We start from the raw sequence: 15458 nt of genomic DNA on the forward strand, positions 1-15458 counted from the left end.
ACTCGGCATGCGCAAGCGGTGCTCCCCCGCGGCGCATGCAATGGTTTGCAGGCTGGGGTGAGCGTCGTTGCGAGCTTCCAAGCCTGGCGGTGTCAGCAGAAGACACCGTCGCAACGCTCCTTGGAAGCGGCCGATTTTAAGCGAGCCTGCACGGGGTGTGTCCGTGGGGCCGTGCAGTGCTGCGCGTCATGTGCAGTTACAAACAAGGCGCGGCGGCCGTGAACTGTGCGCGCCTCACGCGTTCCAATGGCGGTCTCGCCACCCAGACAAAAAGACCATGACGCTCGCTCACCGTTCGGATCGCCGCCCTGTTGCCGCTTTCATCGCGCCGTGCCTGGCAGCGCTGGCGCTCGTGGCGGGGTGTTCCTCGCCCAGGCAGGTGCCGCCTTCGGGGCCGGCCGTGCCGGGGTCGTCGCCGGGGCCGGTGTACGGGCAGACGCCGGGCGCGCGGGCCTGGTCACCGCAGATGGAGGCCGCCGAGCGCCAGCTCGACAGCTCGCTCAGCGGTACCGGCGCCACCCTCTCGCGCACGACCGACGAGCGCCTGTGGATCACCTTGCCGGGAGACATGGCCTTCGATGCCAACCGCTCGGCGCTCAAGCCCGCGGCCACCGCCGTGCTCGACAAGGTCGTGATCGCCCTGCGCAACGTGCCCAACGCCGACCTGCGCGTGGTGGGCCACACCGACTCGAAGGGCTCGGTGGCGGGCAACGACTCGCTCTCGCTCGACCGGGCCGCCAGCGCACGCGACTGGCTCGTGGCGCGGGGTGTCTCGCCGGTGCGCATCGCCGTGGCCGGCCGCGGCTCGCGCGATCCGGTGGCGAGCAACGACGACGAGGCGGGTCGCGCGGCCAACCGGCGCATCGAGATCCTGGTGGGCGACAAGGCCAGGGCGCCGGCAGCGGTGAAGTAAGGGGCCGCACCGAGGCGCAGGCGGCTCAAGTCCGCCTGCACGGGGCCGACAACCAGGGGAGCGCCTGACTGTTTGGGCGCAGGATCGCGCCAGCTTCCCCACCATGCCCGTCGTCCAGATCCCCCCGGAAATCCTGCGCCTCGGCCAGCCTGCGCCGGTGTCGGTGCGCGACGCATCGGGGCACCTGCTGCTGGCCAAGGGCGTGCTGGTCGCCACCGAGGAGCAGCGCCGCCGCCTCGTCTCGCGCGCGATCTATGTGGACGAACTCGAAGGCGAGCTGCTGAACCGCGCTCTCGCCGGCAAGCTCGATGCGATGCTGCGCCGCAACGCATCGCTCGGGCAGATGGCGCGTGCCACGCCCGATGGCGCGGTGATGGTCGCCCCCACCCAGCCCGCGCCGCTCGAACAAAGCCGAGGCGCCTCCTGGGCCGACCTGCAGATGCGCGGCCGCGTGCTGCTGCAGGACCCGGCGCCCGCCGACTTCTTGCCGCGCCTGCTCAGGCTGCAGCGCGAACTGCTTGAACTCGCCCAGGCCGACGCCGATGCCGCGCTGCTCGTGCTGGTGCAATCGACCACCAGCGACGCCCACCAGTACAGCGTGTTCCATGGGTTGCTCGTGGCCGTGCTGTGCGATCTGGCGGCGCGCCAACTGCCGTCGTTCACCGATGAATGGCGCCGCTCGCTGCGCTGTGCCGCGTTGACGATGAACATCTCGATGACTGCGCTGCAAGACCAGCTCGCGCTGCAGGAGACCGCACCCACGCCCGAGCAGCGTGCGCAGATCGACACCCACGCCGCGCGCGCCGTGGCCTGCCTTCACGAGGCGGGCGTGCGCGACGAACTGTGGCTGCAGGCGGTGGCGCATCACCACGGCACCTCGGCCGGCCCGCTGGCTGCGCAGGCGCCAGGCATGCAGCTCGCGCGGCTGCTCCAGCGTGCCGACATCTATGCCGCCCGCCTGAGCATGCGCCGCGCCCGCCCGGCGCTGGCGGCGTCGGCTGCGGTGAAGGCGGCCTACCTCGACGAACACCAGCAGGCCGACGAGGCCGGCAAGGCAATCATCCAGACCACGGGCATCTACCCCCCGGGCAGCTATGTGTGCCTGGGCAGCGGTGAACTCGCGGTGGTGCTGCGACGCGGTCCGCACGCCAAGGCGCCCAAGGTGGCGAGCATCGTGAGCAAGAGCGGCACGGCTCTGCTCGAGCCGGTGGTGCGCGATACGCGCGTGCGCCCGCACGACGTGGTGGGCGGTGTGGCGCCGCACGAGATCAAGGTGCGGCTCTACATGGAGAAGCTGCTGCGCTTGGCTTGACCTCGCTGCGGCGAAGCTCGCGGCCAATGAAGCAACAACCCACGGAACGGGCTTTGCCCGGCCGTCGGGTCGGCGCCCCTGGGGGCAGGAGCGAAGCGACTGGGGGGCTGTGTCAGGCCGCCGCCAATCCGCTGAACAGCGGGTCGTGCCGGCTGCGCGGCCGGTAGGCCGACACCCGCCTGGCGATCTCGGCGATGTGATCCGGCGTCGTGCCGCAGCATCCGCCCGCGATGTTGAGGAAGCCTGACTTGGCGAACTCCTCCAGCAAGCCGCCGGTGATGTCGGGCGTCTCGTCGAAGCCGGTCTCGCTCATCGGATTGGGCAGGCCGGCGTTCGGGTAGCAGCTGATGTAGGTATCGCCCGCCACCTTCGACAACTCTTCGATGTACGGGCGCATCAGCGCTGCACCCAGCGCGCAGTTCAGGCCGACGGCGATCGGCCGGGCGTGGCGCACGCTGTGCCAGAAGGCGCTGACCGTCTGGCCCGAGAGGATGCGGCCCGAGGCGTCGGTCACCGTGCCGGAGATGATCACCGGCAGGCGCTCGCCGGTGGCTTCCATCAACTCGTCGAGCGCGAAGATCGCGGCCTTGGCGTTCAGCGTGTCGAAGATGGTCTCGACCAGGAACACATCGGCACCGCCTTCGAGCAGGCCCTCGGCCTGTTCGTAGTACGCCTCGCGCAATTCTTCGAAGCTCACGTTGCGCGCGGCTGGGTCGTTCACGTCGGGGCTGATGCTCGCGGTGCGCGGCGTGGGGCCGAGCGCGCCGGCCACGAAACGCGGCTTGTCGGGTGTGCTGAACTTGTCGCACGCGGCACGCGCCAGGCGCGCACCCACCACGTTGAGCTCGCGCGCGATGTGGCCGAGCGCGTAGTCGTCCTGTGCCACGGTGGTCGCACCGAAGGTGTTGGTCTCGATCAGGTCGGCGCCGGCGGCCAGGTACTGCTCGTGGATCTCGGTGATCACGTCAGGCCGCGTGAGCTGCAGCAGGTCGTTGTTGCCCTTCAGGTCCTTGTGGTGCTCGGTGAAGCGATCGCCGCGGAAATCGGCTTCGGTCAGCTTGTAGCGCTGAATCATCGTGCCCATGGCGCCGTCGAGGATGGCGATGCGATTCTTGAGGATCGCGGGCAACTCCGCAGCGCGGGTGTAGGTCGGGGCAGTCATGCGTCGATTGTAAAGATGGCGCCCCTCGCCCGGCGCGTACGTGGTCGCTCCCCGGAGGGAGTGCGGGCCGGCTTGTGGCGGCCCGGCGCTCGGCCCGCCGCGCCTGTGTTCAGCGCGGGAGGGTGCTCTGTAGCAAGGTGTCGCTGAACAGCGAGGGCCGGAAGTCGATCGGGCGCGGCCCTTCGTCCTTCATGGCCCACAGCGCCAGGGCCGACGCCGGCATGGGCTTGGCGAACAGGTAGCCCTGCAGCTCGTTGCAGCCCAGGCTGCGCAGGATCTCCTGCTGCTGTTCGGTCTCGACACCCTCGGCCACCACCTTCAGCCCCAGCGCCTGCGCGAGCTTGACGACGGCGTCGACGATCGCGCGCGCATCGGCGCTGCTCTCCAGGTCGAGCACGAAGCTGCGGTCGATCTTCAGCTCCTCGGCGGCGAGCTGGCGCAGGTAGCTGAGCGAGGAGTAGCCGGTGCCGAAGTCGTCGATCGACAGGTGAACGCCCGCGGCCGAGAGCTGTTCGATCACCTGCAGCGTGACGCGCGTGTCTTCCATCGCGGCCGACTCGGTGATCTCGCAGGTCAGCAGCGAGGGCTCGACGCCATGTGCCTTCAGCGCCCCCACGATGCGCGGCACCAGGTCGTCCTGCTTCAGCTGGTGGACCGACAGGTTGATCGCCACGCGCATGCGCAGCCCTTCGCTGCGCCAGGCGCTGATCTGCCGGCACACGTCTTCGATCAGCCAGTTGCCCAGGGCATTGATGAGCCCGTAGCGTTCGGCCAGCGGGATGAAGACGTGCGGTCCGACCATGCCGCGCTGTGGGTGCTTCCAGCGCATCAGGGCCTCGGCGCCGGTGATCTGGCCGCTGGGCGCGTGGATCTTCGGCTGGTAGTGCAGCTCCAGTTCCTGCTGCGCAATGGCGCGCCGCAGGTCTTGCAGCAGCTCGATCTGTTCACGCGCTCCAGCCACCATGCGTTCCTCGAAGAAGCGCAGGTTCGCGCCACCGGCGTCCTTGGCTTCGCGCATCGCCGCGGCAGCGTGTGCGATCAGCCGCGTCACCGCGCCATGCGCCGGGTACATCGCGATGCCCACCGAGCACGACATCGTCACCTCGTGGTCCTCGACGCGGCACAAGCCGTGCGTGCTGCCGAGAATGCGTTCGGCCATCTGCCGCGCCTGCTCCGAGCTGGGGCTGCGTTCGAGCAGCACGATGAATTCGTCGCCACCGGAGCGCGCCACCATCTCGCCTTCGCCCACGCAGTCGTTCAGGCGCCGGGCCATCTCGCACAGGGCGCGGTCGCCGGTGGCCTGACCGAAAGATTCGTTGATCGCCTTCAGGCCGTCGATGTTGATGAACAGCAAGGCCAGGCGTTGCTGCTGCTTGTCGGCGCGGATGGCGGCAACCTGCAGGCGCTCTTCGAACATCGTGCGATTGGGCAGGTTCGTCAGGCTGTCGGTGAGCGCTGCCAGCCGTACCTCATCGCGCGTGCGCCGCAACAGCGTGCGAAAGCGCGACTCCATCAGAGACGAGATCAGCAACAGGGCGAGCAGGACCGGCACGCCCACCCAGGCCAGCGCCGAGACGGTGCCGCTGCTGAGTTGGCCCGCGGCAAGTGCCTTGGCCCCTGCGGGCAGTTTGAACGAGAGAAGGACGCCCGCATTGCCCACGCTGAGCGCGCAACCCAGGATGAGCGCGACGCCGCCCTGCGCCCATGACCCGAGGGATTCGGTGCCACGCCGGTCTGCCGCCACGATGGCCAACGCCCAGGCGGCAAGGGTGCAGGCCAGCAGCCAGGCGGCCGCGAGCATGGGCCAGTTCCAGCGCGGTGCCGGGTCGAGGTGCAACCCCGCCAGGCCGAGCGCCGGCACGGCGCACGCACCACTGCCCAGCACCAGCGAGGCCAGCAGCACGCGCTGCAGGCCGAGGTGCGGCAAGGCACTCAGCCCGACGCCGATGCAACTGCACCCATACGACAACACCAGCGCGCCGAACACCGGCCAGGGGTCGTAGCCGAGCGCGAAGGGCAGCGCCCCGCCCGACATGGCGATGAAATGTGTGGCCCAGGCGCCCGAAGCGAGCGCCAACGCCGCCGCAGCGAGCGTGCGCAGCACGGTGAACCGGTGCCGCGACGAGCCGCCGCGAGAGCTGTCGAGCGCCACATAGCTGGCGAAGACGGCCACGGCCGTGGACGCCGCCCACAGCTCCGTACGCCACTCCCAACCGATGTAAGCCTCGTTCATGACCCGCCCGGACACCTTGGTATGGCGTCTTTATCGGCCGCTCAGCGGCTCGCTTGAGCCGCCAAAGTGTTCACGAATCGACGCCCAATCTGGTGCGCGCCGCGCGAGGGTCAGTGCAGAAAGCCGATGTCGCGCCGGCGACGCACCTCCGGCTTGGCGCGGTGCTCGGCTTCGAGCTGCGAGAGAAATTCGTCGGGCGTGAAAGCCTCGCCCAGCACATCGACCTGGCGCTTGACCGCGGCAAAGTCGCCGGGGGCCAGCGCATCGAGCCGGTGCAGCCGGTCGGCTGCCTCGGCCGTGAGGCGCGCGAGGTCGCCGTCGAGCGCCTCGGCTACGTACATGCGCTCCCGCTGCGCGGCGGTGAGCGGCAAGAAGCGGATCTTGAAGGTGAAGCGTCGCAGCGCGGCCTCGTCCAGATCGTCGAACAGGTTCGTGGTGCAGATGAACACGCCCGCATAGCGCTCCATGCCCTGCAGCATCTCGTTGACCTCGCTCACCTCGTAGTTGCGCTCGGCCATGCGCCGGCTGCGCAGGAAGCTGTCGGCCTCGTCGAGCAGCAGCACGGCCTGTTCGGTCTGCGCTTCGTCGAACATGCGGGCCATGTTGGTCTCGGTCTCGCCGACGAATTTGCTCACCAGGTCCGAGGCCTGGCGGATCATCAAGGGCCGCTGCAACTGCTGCGCGATGTGTTCGCCCAAAGCCGTCTTGCCCGTGCCGGGCGCGCCGTGAAAACACAGAGTGCCGTAGCCTTTGCGCCGCAGCGCCTCGATGATCTTGGGCAGCTCGAAGCGCGACTCGGTGTTCAGCAGGCTCAGGTCGTACTGCGTGACCACGCGCCGCGCGCCGCGTTCGTTGGCGGCACTCCCCAGCGCCTTGTCGGCGTTGCCGAGTTGCCGCTCGATGAGTGACTCGAAGCCGCCCGGGTCGGCCGCATCGGCCGCCAACTTGGCGAACTTGACGGCGGTGCGCACCTGCGCCGGCGTGAGGCCGCGCCGCTCGGCCAGTTGCGCGGCAAAGCCTGGCGAGACGCTTACGCCTTCGAGCGCGCGGGTGACGAGCGCCTCGCGCGCACCGGGGGGTGGGCTCTTCAACTCCAGGTGGTACTGGAAGCGACGGCGAAACGCGGGGTCGATCTGCTCGATGCGGTTGGTCACCCAGATCACCGGCACCGGGTTGGTCTCGAGGATCTGGTTCACCCAGGCCTTGCCGCTCACGCTGCCCGAGAGCGCGCCGTCGCCGGTGTCGATGCGCGCCATGAGCTGGGCCGCATCGGTCGAGATCGGCGGGAACACGTCTTCGACTTCGTCGAACAACAGCGCCACCTGAGGGCTGCTCTTGAGGAACACCTGGCTGATCTGCAGCGAGCGGTAGCGGTCGCGGCCCGAGAGCGAGTTGCCGTCGCGATCGGCGTACTCCACCTCATACAACTCCACGCCTGCGGTCTGCGCCGCCACCTTGGCCAGCTCGGTCTTGCCGGTGCCGGGCGGCCCGTAGAGCAGCACGTTGACGCCAGACTCCTTGCGCGCCACGGCGTTACGCAGGAGGGCGGTCAGCACCTGCTGGTCATCGCCGACGAAGTGAAAGTCTTGCGGCGTGAGTTCGCTGCGCGTCGCGGGGCGGGTGAACACCGCCATCAGGTCCGAGGGCCCTTCATAGTGACGCATCAGCACCGGGGGCAACTGCTCGCTGACCTTCATGAGGTCGGCCAGGTCGGTGATGTTGTGCTCGGAGATCAGGTTCTCGATCATCCCGGTGCGTTCGAGCCGCGAGCCGGCGCGCAAGGCCTCGGCCACATCCTGCTCGTTCACCCCGGCCACGGCGGCAATCGCCGCATACGCCTCCTGCGCGTTCGACACCTTGAACTCCACCAGCAGGCCACGCAGGTCGCGCTGGTAGCGGGCCAGCGTGCCGTAGAGCAGCAGCGCGCGCTCGGCTGGGTTGAGTTGCAAGAGGCCCGCAAGCGCGTCGATGTTCTTTTCGACGAGTGTGGATTCCTTCTTCAGGCTGCGGTCCAGCCAGTCGGCGGTGGCGCCGAGCACCGAGAGCAGGTCCTTCGGGGCGTCCTTGATGTATTCGTCGAGGTAGAAGAAGAGCGTGCCTTCTTCGTACGGGCCGCTCCAGCCGCCGTGGCGCTGCATGAAGGCCGCGTCACTCAGGCTCTCGTGGCCGACCCAGTGCTCGTTGCTCTTGCAGCGGTTGTTGAGGAACACTCTCAGGCGTGACAGCACCGACGCGGGCCACACCAGGTGCTTGCCGGTGAGGGCCAGCAAGCCGTTCGAGTCGCGCCGCACGTTGAAGCGCCCCGCGTGCCGCACGGTGAGCGTCAGCACGAACTGCGAGCACATGCGATCGAGAACCGGCGCGTCTTTCAGGCCGGGAGACAACAGCACACGGGCATCGGCATGGGGGCTGGCCATTGCATCTCCTGCATGGACTCGCGGACGATCTTGGCGCAGCATGCGCGAAGCGGCAAGCCCCTGCGCGCCCTGGGTGTGAATTGATGCAGGCCCCCGCCCGTCATCGGGGCTGCCACCGGGTTATTGCGGTGGCAGCATCCCAGTCGCTTCAGTGCAGGATCACGGGCTGCTGCATCAGCGAGGCATAGCGCTCGATGTAGGCGTCGATCTCTTCTTCGGTCGGCGAGGTCTCGATCAGCGCGGCCACGCCTTCCTTGAAGCTTTCGGCCATCGCGCCCTCGATAAAGATCTCTTTGCGCGCGAACTTGTCGACGATTTCGTAGCCGCCGCGCGAGAGCATGCTCGTGCTGCTGCCCTCGTCGCCGGGGACCTCGAATTGCACGACCGAGAAGCTGTCCGAGTTGTAGAGCATCTGCATGGATTCGTTTCTCCTTGCTTGCCAACTCGGGGCGAAGACGCAATATTCAAGCCACCATCTGGCTCAGGAGCCGGGTTCGCTGCTGCGCAAGTTCAGCTCAAGCGCCGAATCGTCGCTGCTCAGGCGGGCTTTGGCGGGCAGATAGTGCAGGGTCGGGGCCAGCCAGGCCTCGACCTTGGTGTCGTTGGGTTTGCGCGGTTCGCGCTGCAACTTGAGCGCCTGCACCGACTTGCCGCCCACCGAGACCTCTTCGGTGCCCACCACCTGGAAGTGCCACATATCGGCGTCGCCGCGCGCACCCGACACGAACATCGACACCCGCGCCCCGGGCGCCAAGCGCTTGGGGTCGGCGCTGGCGATGGCGGCGATCTGGATCATCCAGCTGAGGCGGTCCTGCGCGCCGGGGGGCAAGGGAAACTGCGCTGCATCGGTGCTGTAGCTGACCTTGCCTTCCTTGCGGTCGAACTGCGCCAGGCGCGGCTCCTTGTTGCGACGCTGGTCGCTGTAGCGCACTGGGGCGATGCCGGCGGCGTCGAATCCGCCGGTGCTGACCCAGGTGAGGATGTTGAAACCCGCCACGCGGCCTTGCATGCGAGCCTCGTAGCTGTTGGCCGCAGGGCGCCACTGCAAGAGCCCGCTGCCGCTGAACGCGCCCTGGCGCATGTCGTAGTTCAGGGTGATCGCGGGCGGCATCTTGGTGCGGTAGACCGGCAGTGCCTCGGCAGGCGCGGTGTTTGCCGCGGGTATCAGGTTTGCCGACGATCCGGCCGCTGTCGGGGCGGCTTGACCCACGGTCGGCGCCAGCAGCAAGGCGAGCAACGCTGCACCAACGGCCCGTGCGGGCCTCGCGCAAGGCTTGCAGGGAGGGGGGAAAGTGGTTTCGAGCATGCGTTGACAATACGGCAAGCGCCGTTCCCGCGCTGATGACAAGACATCCTGGACGAGACTCCCACCCCATGAAACTAGCCAGCCTCAAGGACGGGTCGCGTGATGGCCAACTGGTCGTCGTCTCACGCGACCTCAGTACGGCCCACTACGCCACCGGTGTGGCCACCCGCTTGCAACAGGTGCTTGACGACTGGAACTTCCTGTCGCCGCAGCTCGAAGACCTGTATGTCACGCTCAACCAGGGGCGCGCGCGACATGCCTTCGCGTTCGACCCGAAGATGTGCATGGCCCCGCTGCCGCGCGCCTACCAGTGGGCCGACGGCTCGGCCTACATCAACCATGTGGAGCTGGTGCGCAAGGCGCGCAACGCCGAAGTGCCTGAGAGCTTCTACACCGACCCGCTGATGTACCAGGGCGGGAGCGACGACTTTCTCGGCGCCTGCGACGACATCGTGGTGCCGAGCGAGAAGATGGGCATCGACTTCGAGGCCGAGGTGGCGGTGATCACCGGTGACCTGGCCATGGGGGCCACGCCCGACGAGGCGCTCGAAGGCGTGCGCCTGCTGATGATTGCCAACGACGTGAGCCTGCGCAACCTGATCCCGGCCGAGCTGGCCAAGGGCTTCGGTTTCTTCCAGAGCAAGCCGGCCACGGCCTTCAGCCCGGTGGCGGTCACGCCCGACGAGGTGGGCGGCACCTGGCAGGGCGGGCGGCTGAACCTGGCGCTGCAAAGCATCTGGAACGGCAAGCGCGTCGGCCTGTGCGACGCCGGCCCGGAGATGACCTTCCACTTCGGACAGCTCATCGCCCACATCTGCAAGACGCGCAATGTGCGCGCCGGCAGCATCGTCGGCAGCGGCACCGTGAGCAACAAGGACTGGACGCACGGCTACTCGTGCATCGCCGAGAAGCGTGCGATCGAGACCATCGAGAGCGGCGAGCCCAAGACCGAGTTCATGAAGTTCGGCGACACCATCCGCATCGAGATGAAAGGCGCGGACGGCCAGACGGTGTTCGGCGCGATCGACCAGACGGTGCGTGCGGCGGTCGAATGACCTTGCCGCGCCAGGGAGGGCGGCTCGCATGAACGAACTGCCGCGCACGCTGAAGATCGCGACCGTCTGGCTGCTGCTGGGCTTGGTGGTGTTCCTGGGCTTTCGCGCCTGGGAGCACGAGCGCGCCCAGAGCCGCTTTGTCACGAGCGGCGGCGTGATCGAGATCCACCGCGGCCCGGATGGCCACTACCACTGGCCCGGCAGCATCAACGGTGTGGAGGTCGATTTCCTCATCGACACCGGCGCCACCGGCACGGCGATGTCGCAGCGGCTCGCGCGCCGGCTCGATCTCGCGCCCATCCGGCAGGTGCAGAGCAACACCGCGGGCGGCCTCGTCACCGGCGAACTCGTGCGGGCCGATCTGGTCCTGCAAGGCGGCGTGCGCTTCGAGCGGCTCACCATGGTGTCGCTGCCCGGCCTGGGCGACCGCCCCCTGCTCGGCATGGATGTGCTCGGCCGCCTGCACTGGCAGCAACGCGATGGGGTGCTGACCATCGACACCGGCGGGCGTGCCCCATGAGCCGCGTGCGTGCCTGGCTCGCCGCGGGGCTCTGTGCCGCCGTTCACCTGCTGGCCACAGCGCAACAGCCGGCGTCCGCACCCGGCACGTCGGCCAGCGGGCCGGCAGGCGAGTGCCCGCCGCCCGCCCGCCCGCCCACCGCCGAAGAGCGCAGCCAGGCGCTGGCCCAGGCGCGCGACCGCGGCTTCCTCTGGCGCATCACCAAGAATGGCCGCAGCTCCTATCTGTACGGGACGCTGCATGTGGGCCGCATGCCGTGGATGTTCCCCGGCCCGCAGACACTCGCAGCCCTCAAGGCCAGCGCGGTGGTGGCGCTCGAGATCGACATCACCGACCCAGCCCTGCTGGAGCGCCTGCAAAACGGCATGGCCCCGCAAGCCAGCCCGCCCGAGGGCAGGCTGCCCGACGACCTGGCCCAGCGCCTGCGCCGCGCCTTGCAGGCCGCCTGCCTGCCCGGCGAAACGCTCACCGCCGTCTCGCCCGACATGCTGGGCACCCTGCTCGTGATGATGTCGGCGCGCCGCGACGGGCTCGACGCCGCCTACGGCATCGATCCGGCCCTGGCATTGATTGCGCGCCAGCAGCTCAAGCCGGTGCAGTCGCTCGAGACGCCCGAGATGCAACTGGCGCTCATGCGCAGCAAGACGCCCGCCGACCTGCGCGACAGCCTGGGCAAGATGCTCGACGACCTGGAGCAGGGCCAGTCGCGCCTGCTGCTGCTGCGCGTGGCCCGCCTGTGGGAAGAAGGCCGCGCCAACGAGATCGCGCGATACCCCGAGTGGTGCGGTTGCGCCAGCACGCCGCGCGAGCGCGCCGCCTTGAAGGCGCTGCTCGATGACCGCAACCCCGGCATGGCCGCGCGCATCGATGTGCTGCACACCGGCGGCACGACGGTGTTCGCCGCCGTGGGCAGCCTGCATATGTTTGGCCCGAGGGGCGTGCCGGCGCTGATGGCCAAGCGCGGTTACAAGGTGGAACGGCTGCCGTTTCGCGCGCCCTGAACGGTCATCGGCGCGACCCCGGTCGCGCGCCTTCGCATGCACAATCGGCTGCGCCTGCCTTCGACGCAGGGCACAAGCAGAAGGAGACACACCATGGCCGACACCACCCCCAACTTCACCAAGATGGTTCCGGGCTTCGACTTCCTCCAGGGCCTGGTCAAGAACGCGGGCTCCGCGTTGCCCAACATCGGTCAATGGGTGGCCCCCACACTGAACCCCGAAGAGCTGGAAAAGCGCATTGAGGAGCTTCGCACCGTGCAGTTCTGGCTGGAGCAGAACGCGCGCATGCTGGGCGCCACCATCCAGGCGCTCGAGGTCCAGCGCATGACGCTCTCGACCCTCAAGACCATGAATGTGCAGATGAACGACCTGCGCGATTCGCTCACCATCCGCCCGCCGTCGGCAAGCGCGCCGCAGGAACCGCCCGCGCCCGCCACCCAGGCCCCGGCGGCCAAGAAGCCGCGCAGCGCGAAGGCTGGCGCGCCGGCCGACGCGGCGGCCATGCCGCAGGTCGTCGACCCGATGCAGTGGTGGGGTGCGCTGACCAACCAGTTCGCCCAACTTGCCACCAACGCGATGAAGGACAGCGCCACCGACGCGGCCAAGAACCTCGCCGGCGCACTGGTCAAGCAATCGGTCAACGCCGCGGGCCAGACCATGAAGAAGGCGGCCGGCGTGCCGGCCAAGGTGGCGCGCAAGGCCACCGGCGCCGCGCGAAAGCGGCCCGCGCCTAAGTCGCTCTGATCCGATCGAACCGCCTGCCGCCATGAAGTTGTTCGCCCACGCACACGCCACGCACCCCGACTGGCGCATGGCCGTGGCGCTGGCCGCCGCGCAGATCGAGGCGCAGCGCGCTGACTCGGCGGGGCTGCACATCACCGATCCCACGCTGGGCTGGGCCTACTTCAGCGACCACTACGCCGCGCATGCGCAGGCCTTGCTGGGCGATTTGCAGGCTCGCTGGCCGGGTGTGTCGTGGGTGGGCTCGGTCGGCGTGGGTGTGGCTGCCAACGGCGTCGAGTATTTCGACGAACCGGCCCTCGTGCTGATGCTGAGCGAGCTGCCGCGTGACAGCTTCTTCGTGTTCTCGGGCGCACGGCCGCTGGGCCAGGCGCCGGCCGGGTTTGTCGCGAACACGGCCCAGGTGCATGCCGACCCGCGCCTGGCCGACCTCGGCGGGCTGCTGGGCGAACTGAGCGACCGCACGGCCACCGGCTACCTGTTCGGCGGGCTGGCCTCGGCGCGCACCCAGCCCCTGCACCTGGCTGACGGCGTTTTCGAGGGCGGCCTCTCAGGCGTGGCCTTCTCGCCAGAAGTCGCACTCGTCTCGCGCGTGACCCAAGGCTGCCAGCCGGTCGGGCCGGTGCGCCGCATCACCGAAGGCGATCGCAACGTGATCGCCCGGCTCGATGGGCAGTCGGCCCTCGACTGCCTGATGCGCGACCTCGGCGTGGACGCCGCCGAGCCGCGCGAAGCCCTGCCGCGCATCCGCGAGACCCTGGTCGGCCTGGTCGACGGCAGCGATGACGCGCTCTCGCGCCCCGGCCAGTTCGGCAGCGACACCCGCGTGCGCCACCTGATCGGCATCGACCCGGCGCGTGGCGGCGTGGCGGTGAGCGACGAGGTCGAGGCCGGCATGCAGGTCGCCTTCTGCCGCCGTGACACCGAGGCCGCCCGGCGCGACCTGGTGCGTATCTGCAGCGAGATCCGCGAAGAGGTCGAGCCCGAGGCGCTCTCAGTCGAGGCGGCGCTCGCGCTGCAGGGGGCCGAGGCCGACCAATCGCCGCACCCGGCACGCCAGATCGCCGGGGCGCTGTACGTGAGCTGCGTGGGCCGCGGTGGCTCGCACTTCGGTGCGCCCTCGGCCGAGCTGGCCATCATCCGCCGCGCGCTGGGCGACGTGCCGCTGGCCGGCTTCTTCGCCTCGGGCGAGATCGCACGGCGCCATCTCTACGGCTACACCGGTGTGCTGACCGTGTTTCGATCCCCATGAACGACATGACCCTGCCTCCTTCCACCGCCACGCGAGATGAACGCGTGGCCCGCCAGTCGCTCGTCGTGGCCGAACTCGCGGCCGTGCTGCCGCCCCACGCACTGCTCTGGCAGGGCGAAGACACCACGCCCTACGAGTGCGACGGCCTCACCGCCTACCGCGAGCAGCCGCTCGCCGTGGCCCTGCCCGAGACCGAAGAGCAGGTGGCCGCCGTGCTGCGCACCTGCCACCGCCTCGAGGTTCCCGTGGTGGCGCGCGGCGCCGGCACGGGGCTGTCTGGCGGCGCCATGCCGCACCGCATGGGCATCACGCTGAGCCTGGCCAAGTTCAACCAGATCCTGCGCATTGACTCGATGGCCCGCACCGCCACCGTGCAGTGCGGCGTACGCAACCTCGCCATCAGCGAGGCGGCCGCGCCCTACGGCCTGTACTACGCGCCCGACCCGAGCAGCCAGATCGCCTGCACCATCGGCGGCAACATCGCCGAGAACTCCGGCGGCGTGCACTGCCTCAAATACGGCCTGACGGTGCACAACGTGCTGCGCGTGCGCGGCTACACGGCCGAAGGCGAGGCGGTGGAGTTCGGCTCCGAGGCGCTCGACGCCGCCGGGCTCGACCTGCTGAGCGTGATGATCGGCAGCGAAGGCATGCTCGCCGTCGCGATCGAGGCCACTGTGAAGCTCGTGCCCAAGCCGCAGCTCGCGCGCTGCATCATGGCGAGCTTCGACGACATCTCGCGTGCCGGCGACGCGGTGGCCAACATCATCGCGGCCGGCATCATCCCGGCCGGGCTGGAGATGATGGACAAACCCATGGTCGCCGCCGTCGAAGACTTCGTGAAGGCGGGCTACGACCTCAACGCCGCCGCCATCCTGCTGTGCGAGAGCGACGGCACGCCCGAAGAAGTGGCCGAAGAGATCGGCCGCATGCAAGATGTGCTGATCGAAAGCGGCGCCACCCGCATGGAGGTGAGCCGCGACGAGACGCAGCGCCTGCGCTTCTGGAGCGGCCGCAAGAACGCCTTCCCGGCCAGCGGGCGCATCAGCCCCGACTACATGTGCATGGACTCGACCATCCCGCGCAAGCGCCTGGCCGACATCCTGATCGCCATCAACCAGATGGAGCAGACGTACCAGCTCCGTTGCGTGAACGTCTTCCACGCAGGTGACGGCAACCTGCACCCGCTGATCCTGTTCGATGCCAACGATCCCGACCAGTTGCACCGCGCAGAGCTGTTCGGTGCTGACATCCTGGAGACGAGCGTGCGCCTCGGCGGCACGGTAACGGGTGAGCACGGCGTGGGCATCGAGAAGCTGTCGTCCATGTGCGTGCAGTTCTCGCCGGAGGAGCGCGAGCAGATGCTGGGTGTCAAACGCGCCTTCGATGCGGCTGGCCTGCTCAACCCCGGCAAGGTGATCCCGAGCCTGCACCGCTGCGCCGAGTACGGAAAGATGCACGTCCGCAAGGGCCTGCTGCCCTTCGCCGAACTGCCGAGGTTCTAGGGGTGGCGAGCCCGGGGCGAGGGGCGCTGACGGGGGCGGTGCGT

General features: G+C 69.0%; 13 protein-coding genes and 1 riboswitch. Of the genes, 8 read left to right on the forward strand and 5 right to left on the reverse strand.

Translation table 11 applies throughout. The annotated features are described in order from the left end of the window. Positions 1 to 52: 52 nt before the first annotated feature. Positions 53 to 128, reverse strand: a riboswitch (S-adenosyl-L-homocysteine riboswitch). A 149-nt stretch (positions 129 to 277) separates the two neighbouring features. Further along, on the forward strand, positions 278 to 913 hold the full coding sequence (locus AC1KAR_RS19620; protein WP_480320855.1) for an OmpA family protein: 636 nt from the start codon (positions 278 to 280) through the stop codon (positions 911 to 913). A gap of 103 nt (positions 914 to 1016) precedes the next feature. Further along, positions 1017 to 2225: an HD-GYP domain-containing protein gene (locus tag AC1KAR_RS19625; protein ID WP_480320857.1), complete on the forward strand. Its 1209-nt coding sequence runs from the start codon at positions 1017 to 1019 to the stop codon at positions 2223 to 2225. Positions 2226 to 2337: 112 nt separating this feature from the next. On the opposite strand, the gene AC1KAR_RS19630 is transcribed toward AC1KAR_RS19625, so the two are convergent. The 5 genes from AC1KAR_RS19630 to AC1KAR_RS19650 form a co-directional block, all read right to left on the reverse strand. Next, a complete protein-coding gene (locus tag AC1KAR_RS19630) occupies positions 2338 to 3387 on the reverse strand; it encodes a homocysteine S-methyltransferase family protein (protein WP_480320859.1) in 1050 nt (349 codons plus the stop codon). A gap of 109 nt (positions 3388 to 3496) precedes the next feature. After that, positions 3497 to 5620 (reverse strand): bifunctional diguanylate cyclase/phosphodiesterase, encoded by a 2124-nt coding sequence (locus tag AC1KAR_RS19635; protein ID WP_480320861.1) that lies wholly within the window; start codon positions 5618 to 5620, stop codon positions 3497 to 3499. A 110-nt stretch (positions 5621 to 5730) separates the two neighbouring features. Then, on the reverse strand, positions 5731 to 8037 hold the full coding sequence (locus AC1KAR_RS19640; protein WP_480320863.1) for an ATP-binding protein: 2307 nt from the start codon (positions 8035 to 8037) through the stop codon (positions 5731 to 5733). 148 nt (positions 8038 to 8185) lie between these two features. Next, complete coding sequence (locus AC1KAR_RS19645) at positions 8186 to 8455, reverse strand: BTH_I0359 family protein (protein WP_480320865.1); 270 nt, start codon at positions 8453 to 8455, stop codon at positions 8186 to 8188. A 63-nt stretch (positions 8456 to 8518) separates the two neighbouring features. Next, positions 8519 to 9148 (reverse strand): DUF3108 domain-containing protein, encoded by a 630-nt coding sequence (locus tag AC1KAR_RS19650; protein WP_480320867.1) that lies wholly within the window; start codon positions 9146 to 9148, stop codon positions 8519 to 8521. Between the two features lie 263 nt (positions 9149 to 9411). On the opposite strand from AC1KAR_RS19650, the gene AC1KAR_RS19655 reads away from it, so the two are divergent. From AC1KAR_RS19655 to AC1KAR_RS19680, 6 genes are all read left to right on the forward strand, one after another. Beyond that, positions 9412 to 10398: a fumarylacetoacetate hydrolase family protein gene (locus AC1KAR_RS19655; protein ID WP_480320869.1), complete on the forward strand. Its 987-nt coding sequence runs from the start codon at positions 9412 to 9414 to the stop codon at positions 10396 to 10398. A gap of 28 nt (positions 10399 to 10426) precedes the next feature. Next, positions 10427 to 10918, forward strand: coding sequence for a retropepsin-like aspartic protease family protein (locus tag AC1KAR_RS19660; protein WP_480320871.1), 492 nt, complete (start codon positions 10427 to 10429; stop codon positions 10916 to 10918). Then, positions 10915 to 11919: a TraB/GumN family protein gene (locus tag AC1KAR_RS19665; RefSeq protein WP_480320873.1), complete on the forward strand. Its 1005-nt coding sequence runs from the start codon at positions 10915 to 10917 to the stop codon at positions 11917 to 11919. The genes AC1KAR_RS19660 and AC1KAR_RS19665 overlap by 4 nt, the downstream gene beginning before the upstream one ends. 93 nt (positions 11920 to 12012) lie before the next feature. Beyond that, the gene (locus AC1KAR_RS19670; RefSeq protein ID WP_480320875.1) at positions 12013 to 12663 is read left to right on the forward strand and encodes a PhaM family polyhydroxyalkanoate granule multifunctional regulatory protein; all 651 of its coding nucleotides are present in this window, start codon (positions 12013 to 12015) and stop codon (positions 12661 to 12663) included. Positions 12664 to 12685: 22 nt separating this feature from the next. Beyond that, positions 12686 to 13912, forward strand: coding sequence for an FIST signal transduction protein (locus AC1KAR_RS19675; protein WP_480320877.1), 1227 nt, complete (start codon positions 12686 to 12688; stop codon positions 13910 to 13912). Then, positions 13909 to 15414 carry an FAD-linked oxidase C-terminal domain-containing protein gene (locus AC1KAR_RS19680; protein ID WP_480320879.1) on the forward strand — a complete coding sequence of 502 codons (1506 nt, stop codon included), beginning with the start codon at positions 13909 to 13911 and terminating at the stop codon, positions 15412 to 15414. The genes AC1KAR_RS19675 and AC1KAR_RS19680 overlap by 4 nt, the downstream gene beginning before the upstream one ends. The last annotated feature ends 44 nt before the right edge of the window (positions 15415 to 15458 follow it).

Source organism: Piscinibacter sp. PDB1-1, assembly GCF_056675995.1.

What these genes read in the sequence shown, in the direction of transcription:
- AC1KAR_RS19625 (WP_480320857.1), top strand. Translation starts at nt 1,017, where the DNA reads ATGCCCGTCGTCCAGATCCCCCCGGAAATCCTGCGCCTCGGCCAGCCT.
- AC1KAR_RS19630 (WP_480320859.1), bottom strand. Translation starts at nt 3,387, where the DNA reads ATGACTGCCCCGACCTACACCCGCGCTGCGGAGTTGCCCGCGATCCTC.
- AC1KAR_RS19665 (WP_480320873.1), top strand. Translation starts at nt 10,915, where the DNA reads ATGAGCCGCGTGCGTGCCTGGCTCGCCGCGGGGCTCTGTGCCGCCGTT.
- AC1KAR_RS19620 (WP_480320855.1), top strand. Translation starts at nt 278, where the DNA reads ATGACGCTCGCTCACCGTTCGGATCGCCGCCCTGTTGCCGCTTTCATC.
- AC1KAR_RS19650 (WP_480320867.1), bottom strand. Translation starts at nt 9,148, where the DNA reads ATGCCGCCCGCGATCACCCTGAACTACGACATGCGCCAGGGCGCGTTC.
- AC1KAR_RS19675 (WP_480320877.1), top strand. Translation starts at nt 12,686, where the DNA reads ATGAAGTTGTTCGCCCACGCACACGCCACGCACCCCGACTGGCGCATG.
- AC1KAR_RS19645 (WP_480320865.1), bottom strand. Translation starts at nt 8,455, where the DNA reads ATGCAGATGCTCTACAACTCGGACAGCTTCTCGGTCGTGCAATTCGAG.
- AC1KAR_RS19680 (WP_480320879.1), top strand. Translation starts at nt 13,909, where the DNA reads ATGAACGACATGACCCTGCCTCCTTCCACCGCCACGCGAGATGAACGC.
- AC1KAR_RS19635 (WP_480320861.1), bottom strand. Translation starts at nt 5,620, where the DNA reads ATGAACGAGGCTTACATCGGTTGGGAGTGGCGTACGGAGCTGTGGGCG.
- AC1KAR_RS19640 (WP_480320863.1), bottom strand. Translation starts at nt 8,037, where the DNA reads ATGGCCAGCCCCCATGCCGATGCCCGTGTGCTGTTGTCTCCCGGCCTG.
- AC1KAR_RS19655 (WP_480320869.1), top strand. Translation starts at nt 9,412, where the DNA reads ATGAAACTAGCCAGCCTCAAGGACGGGTCGCGTGATGGCCAACTGGTC.
- AC1KAR_RS19660 (WP_480320871.1), top strand. Translation starts at nt 10,427, where the DNA reads ATGAACGAACTGCCGCGCACGCTGAAGATCGCGACCGTCTGGCTGCTG.
- AC1KAR_RS19670 (WP_480320875.1), top strand. Translation starts at nt 12,013, where the DNA reads ATGGCCGACACCACCCCCAACTTCACCAAGATGGTTCCGGGCTTCGAC.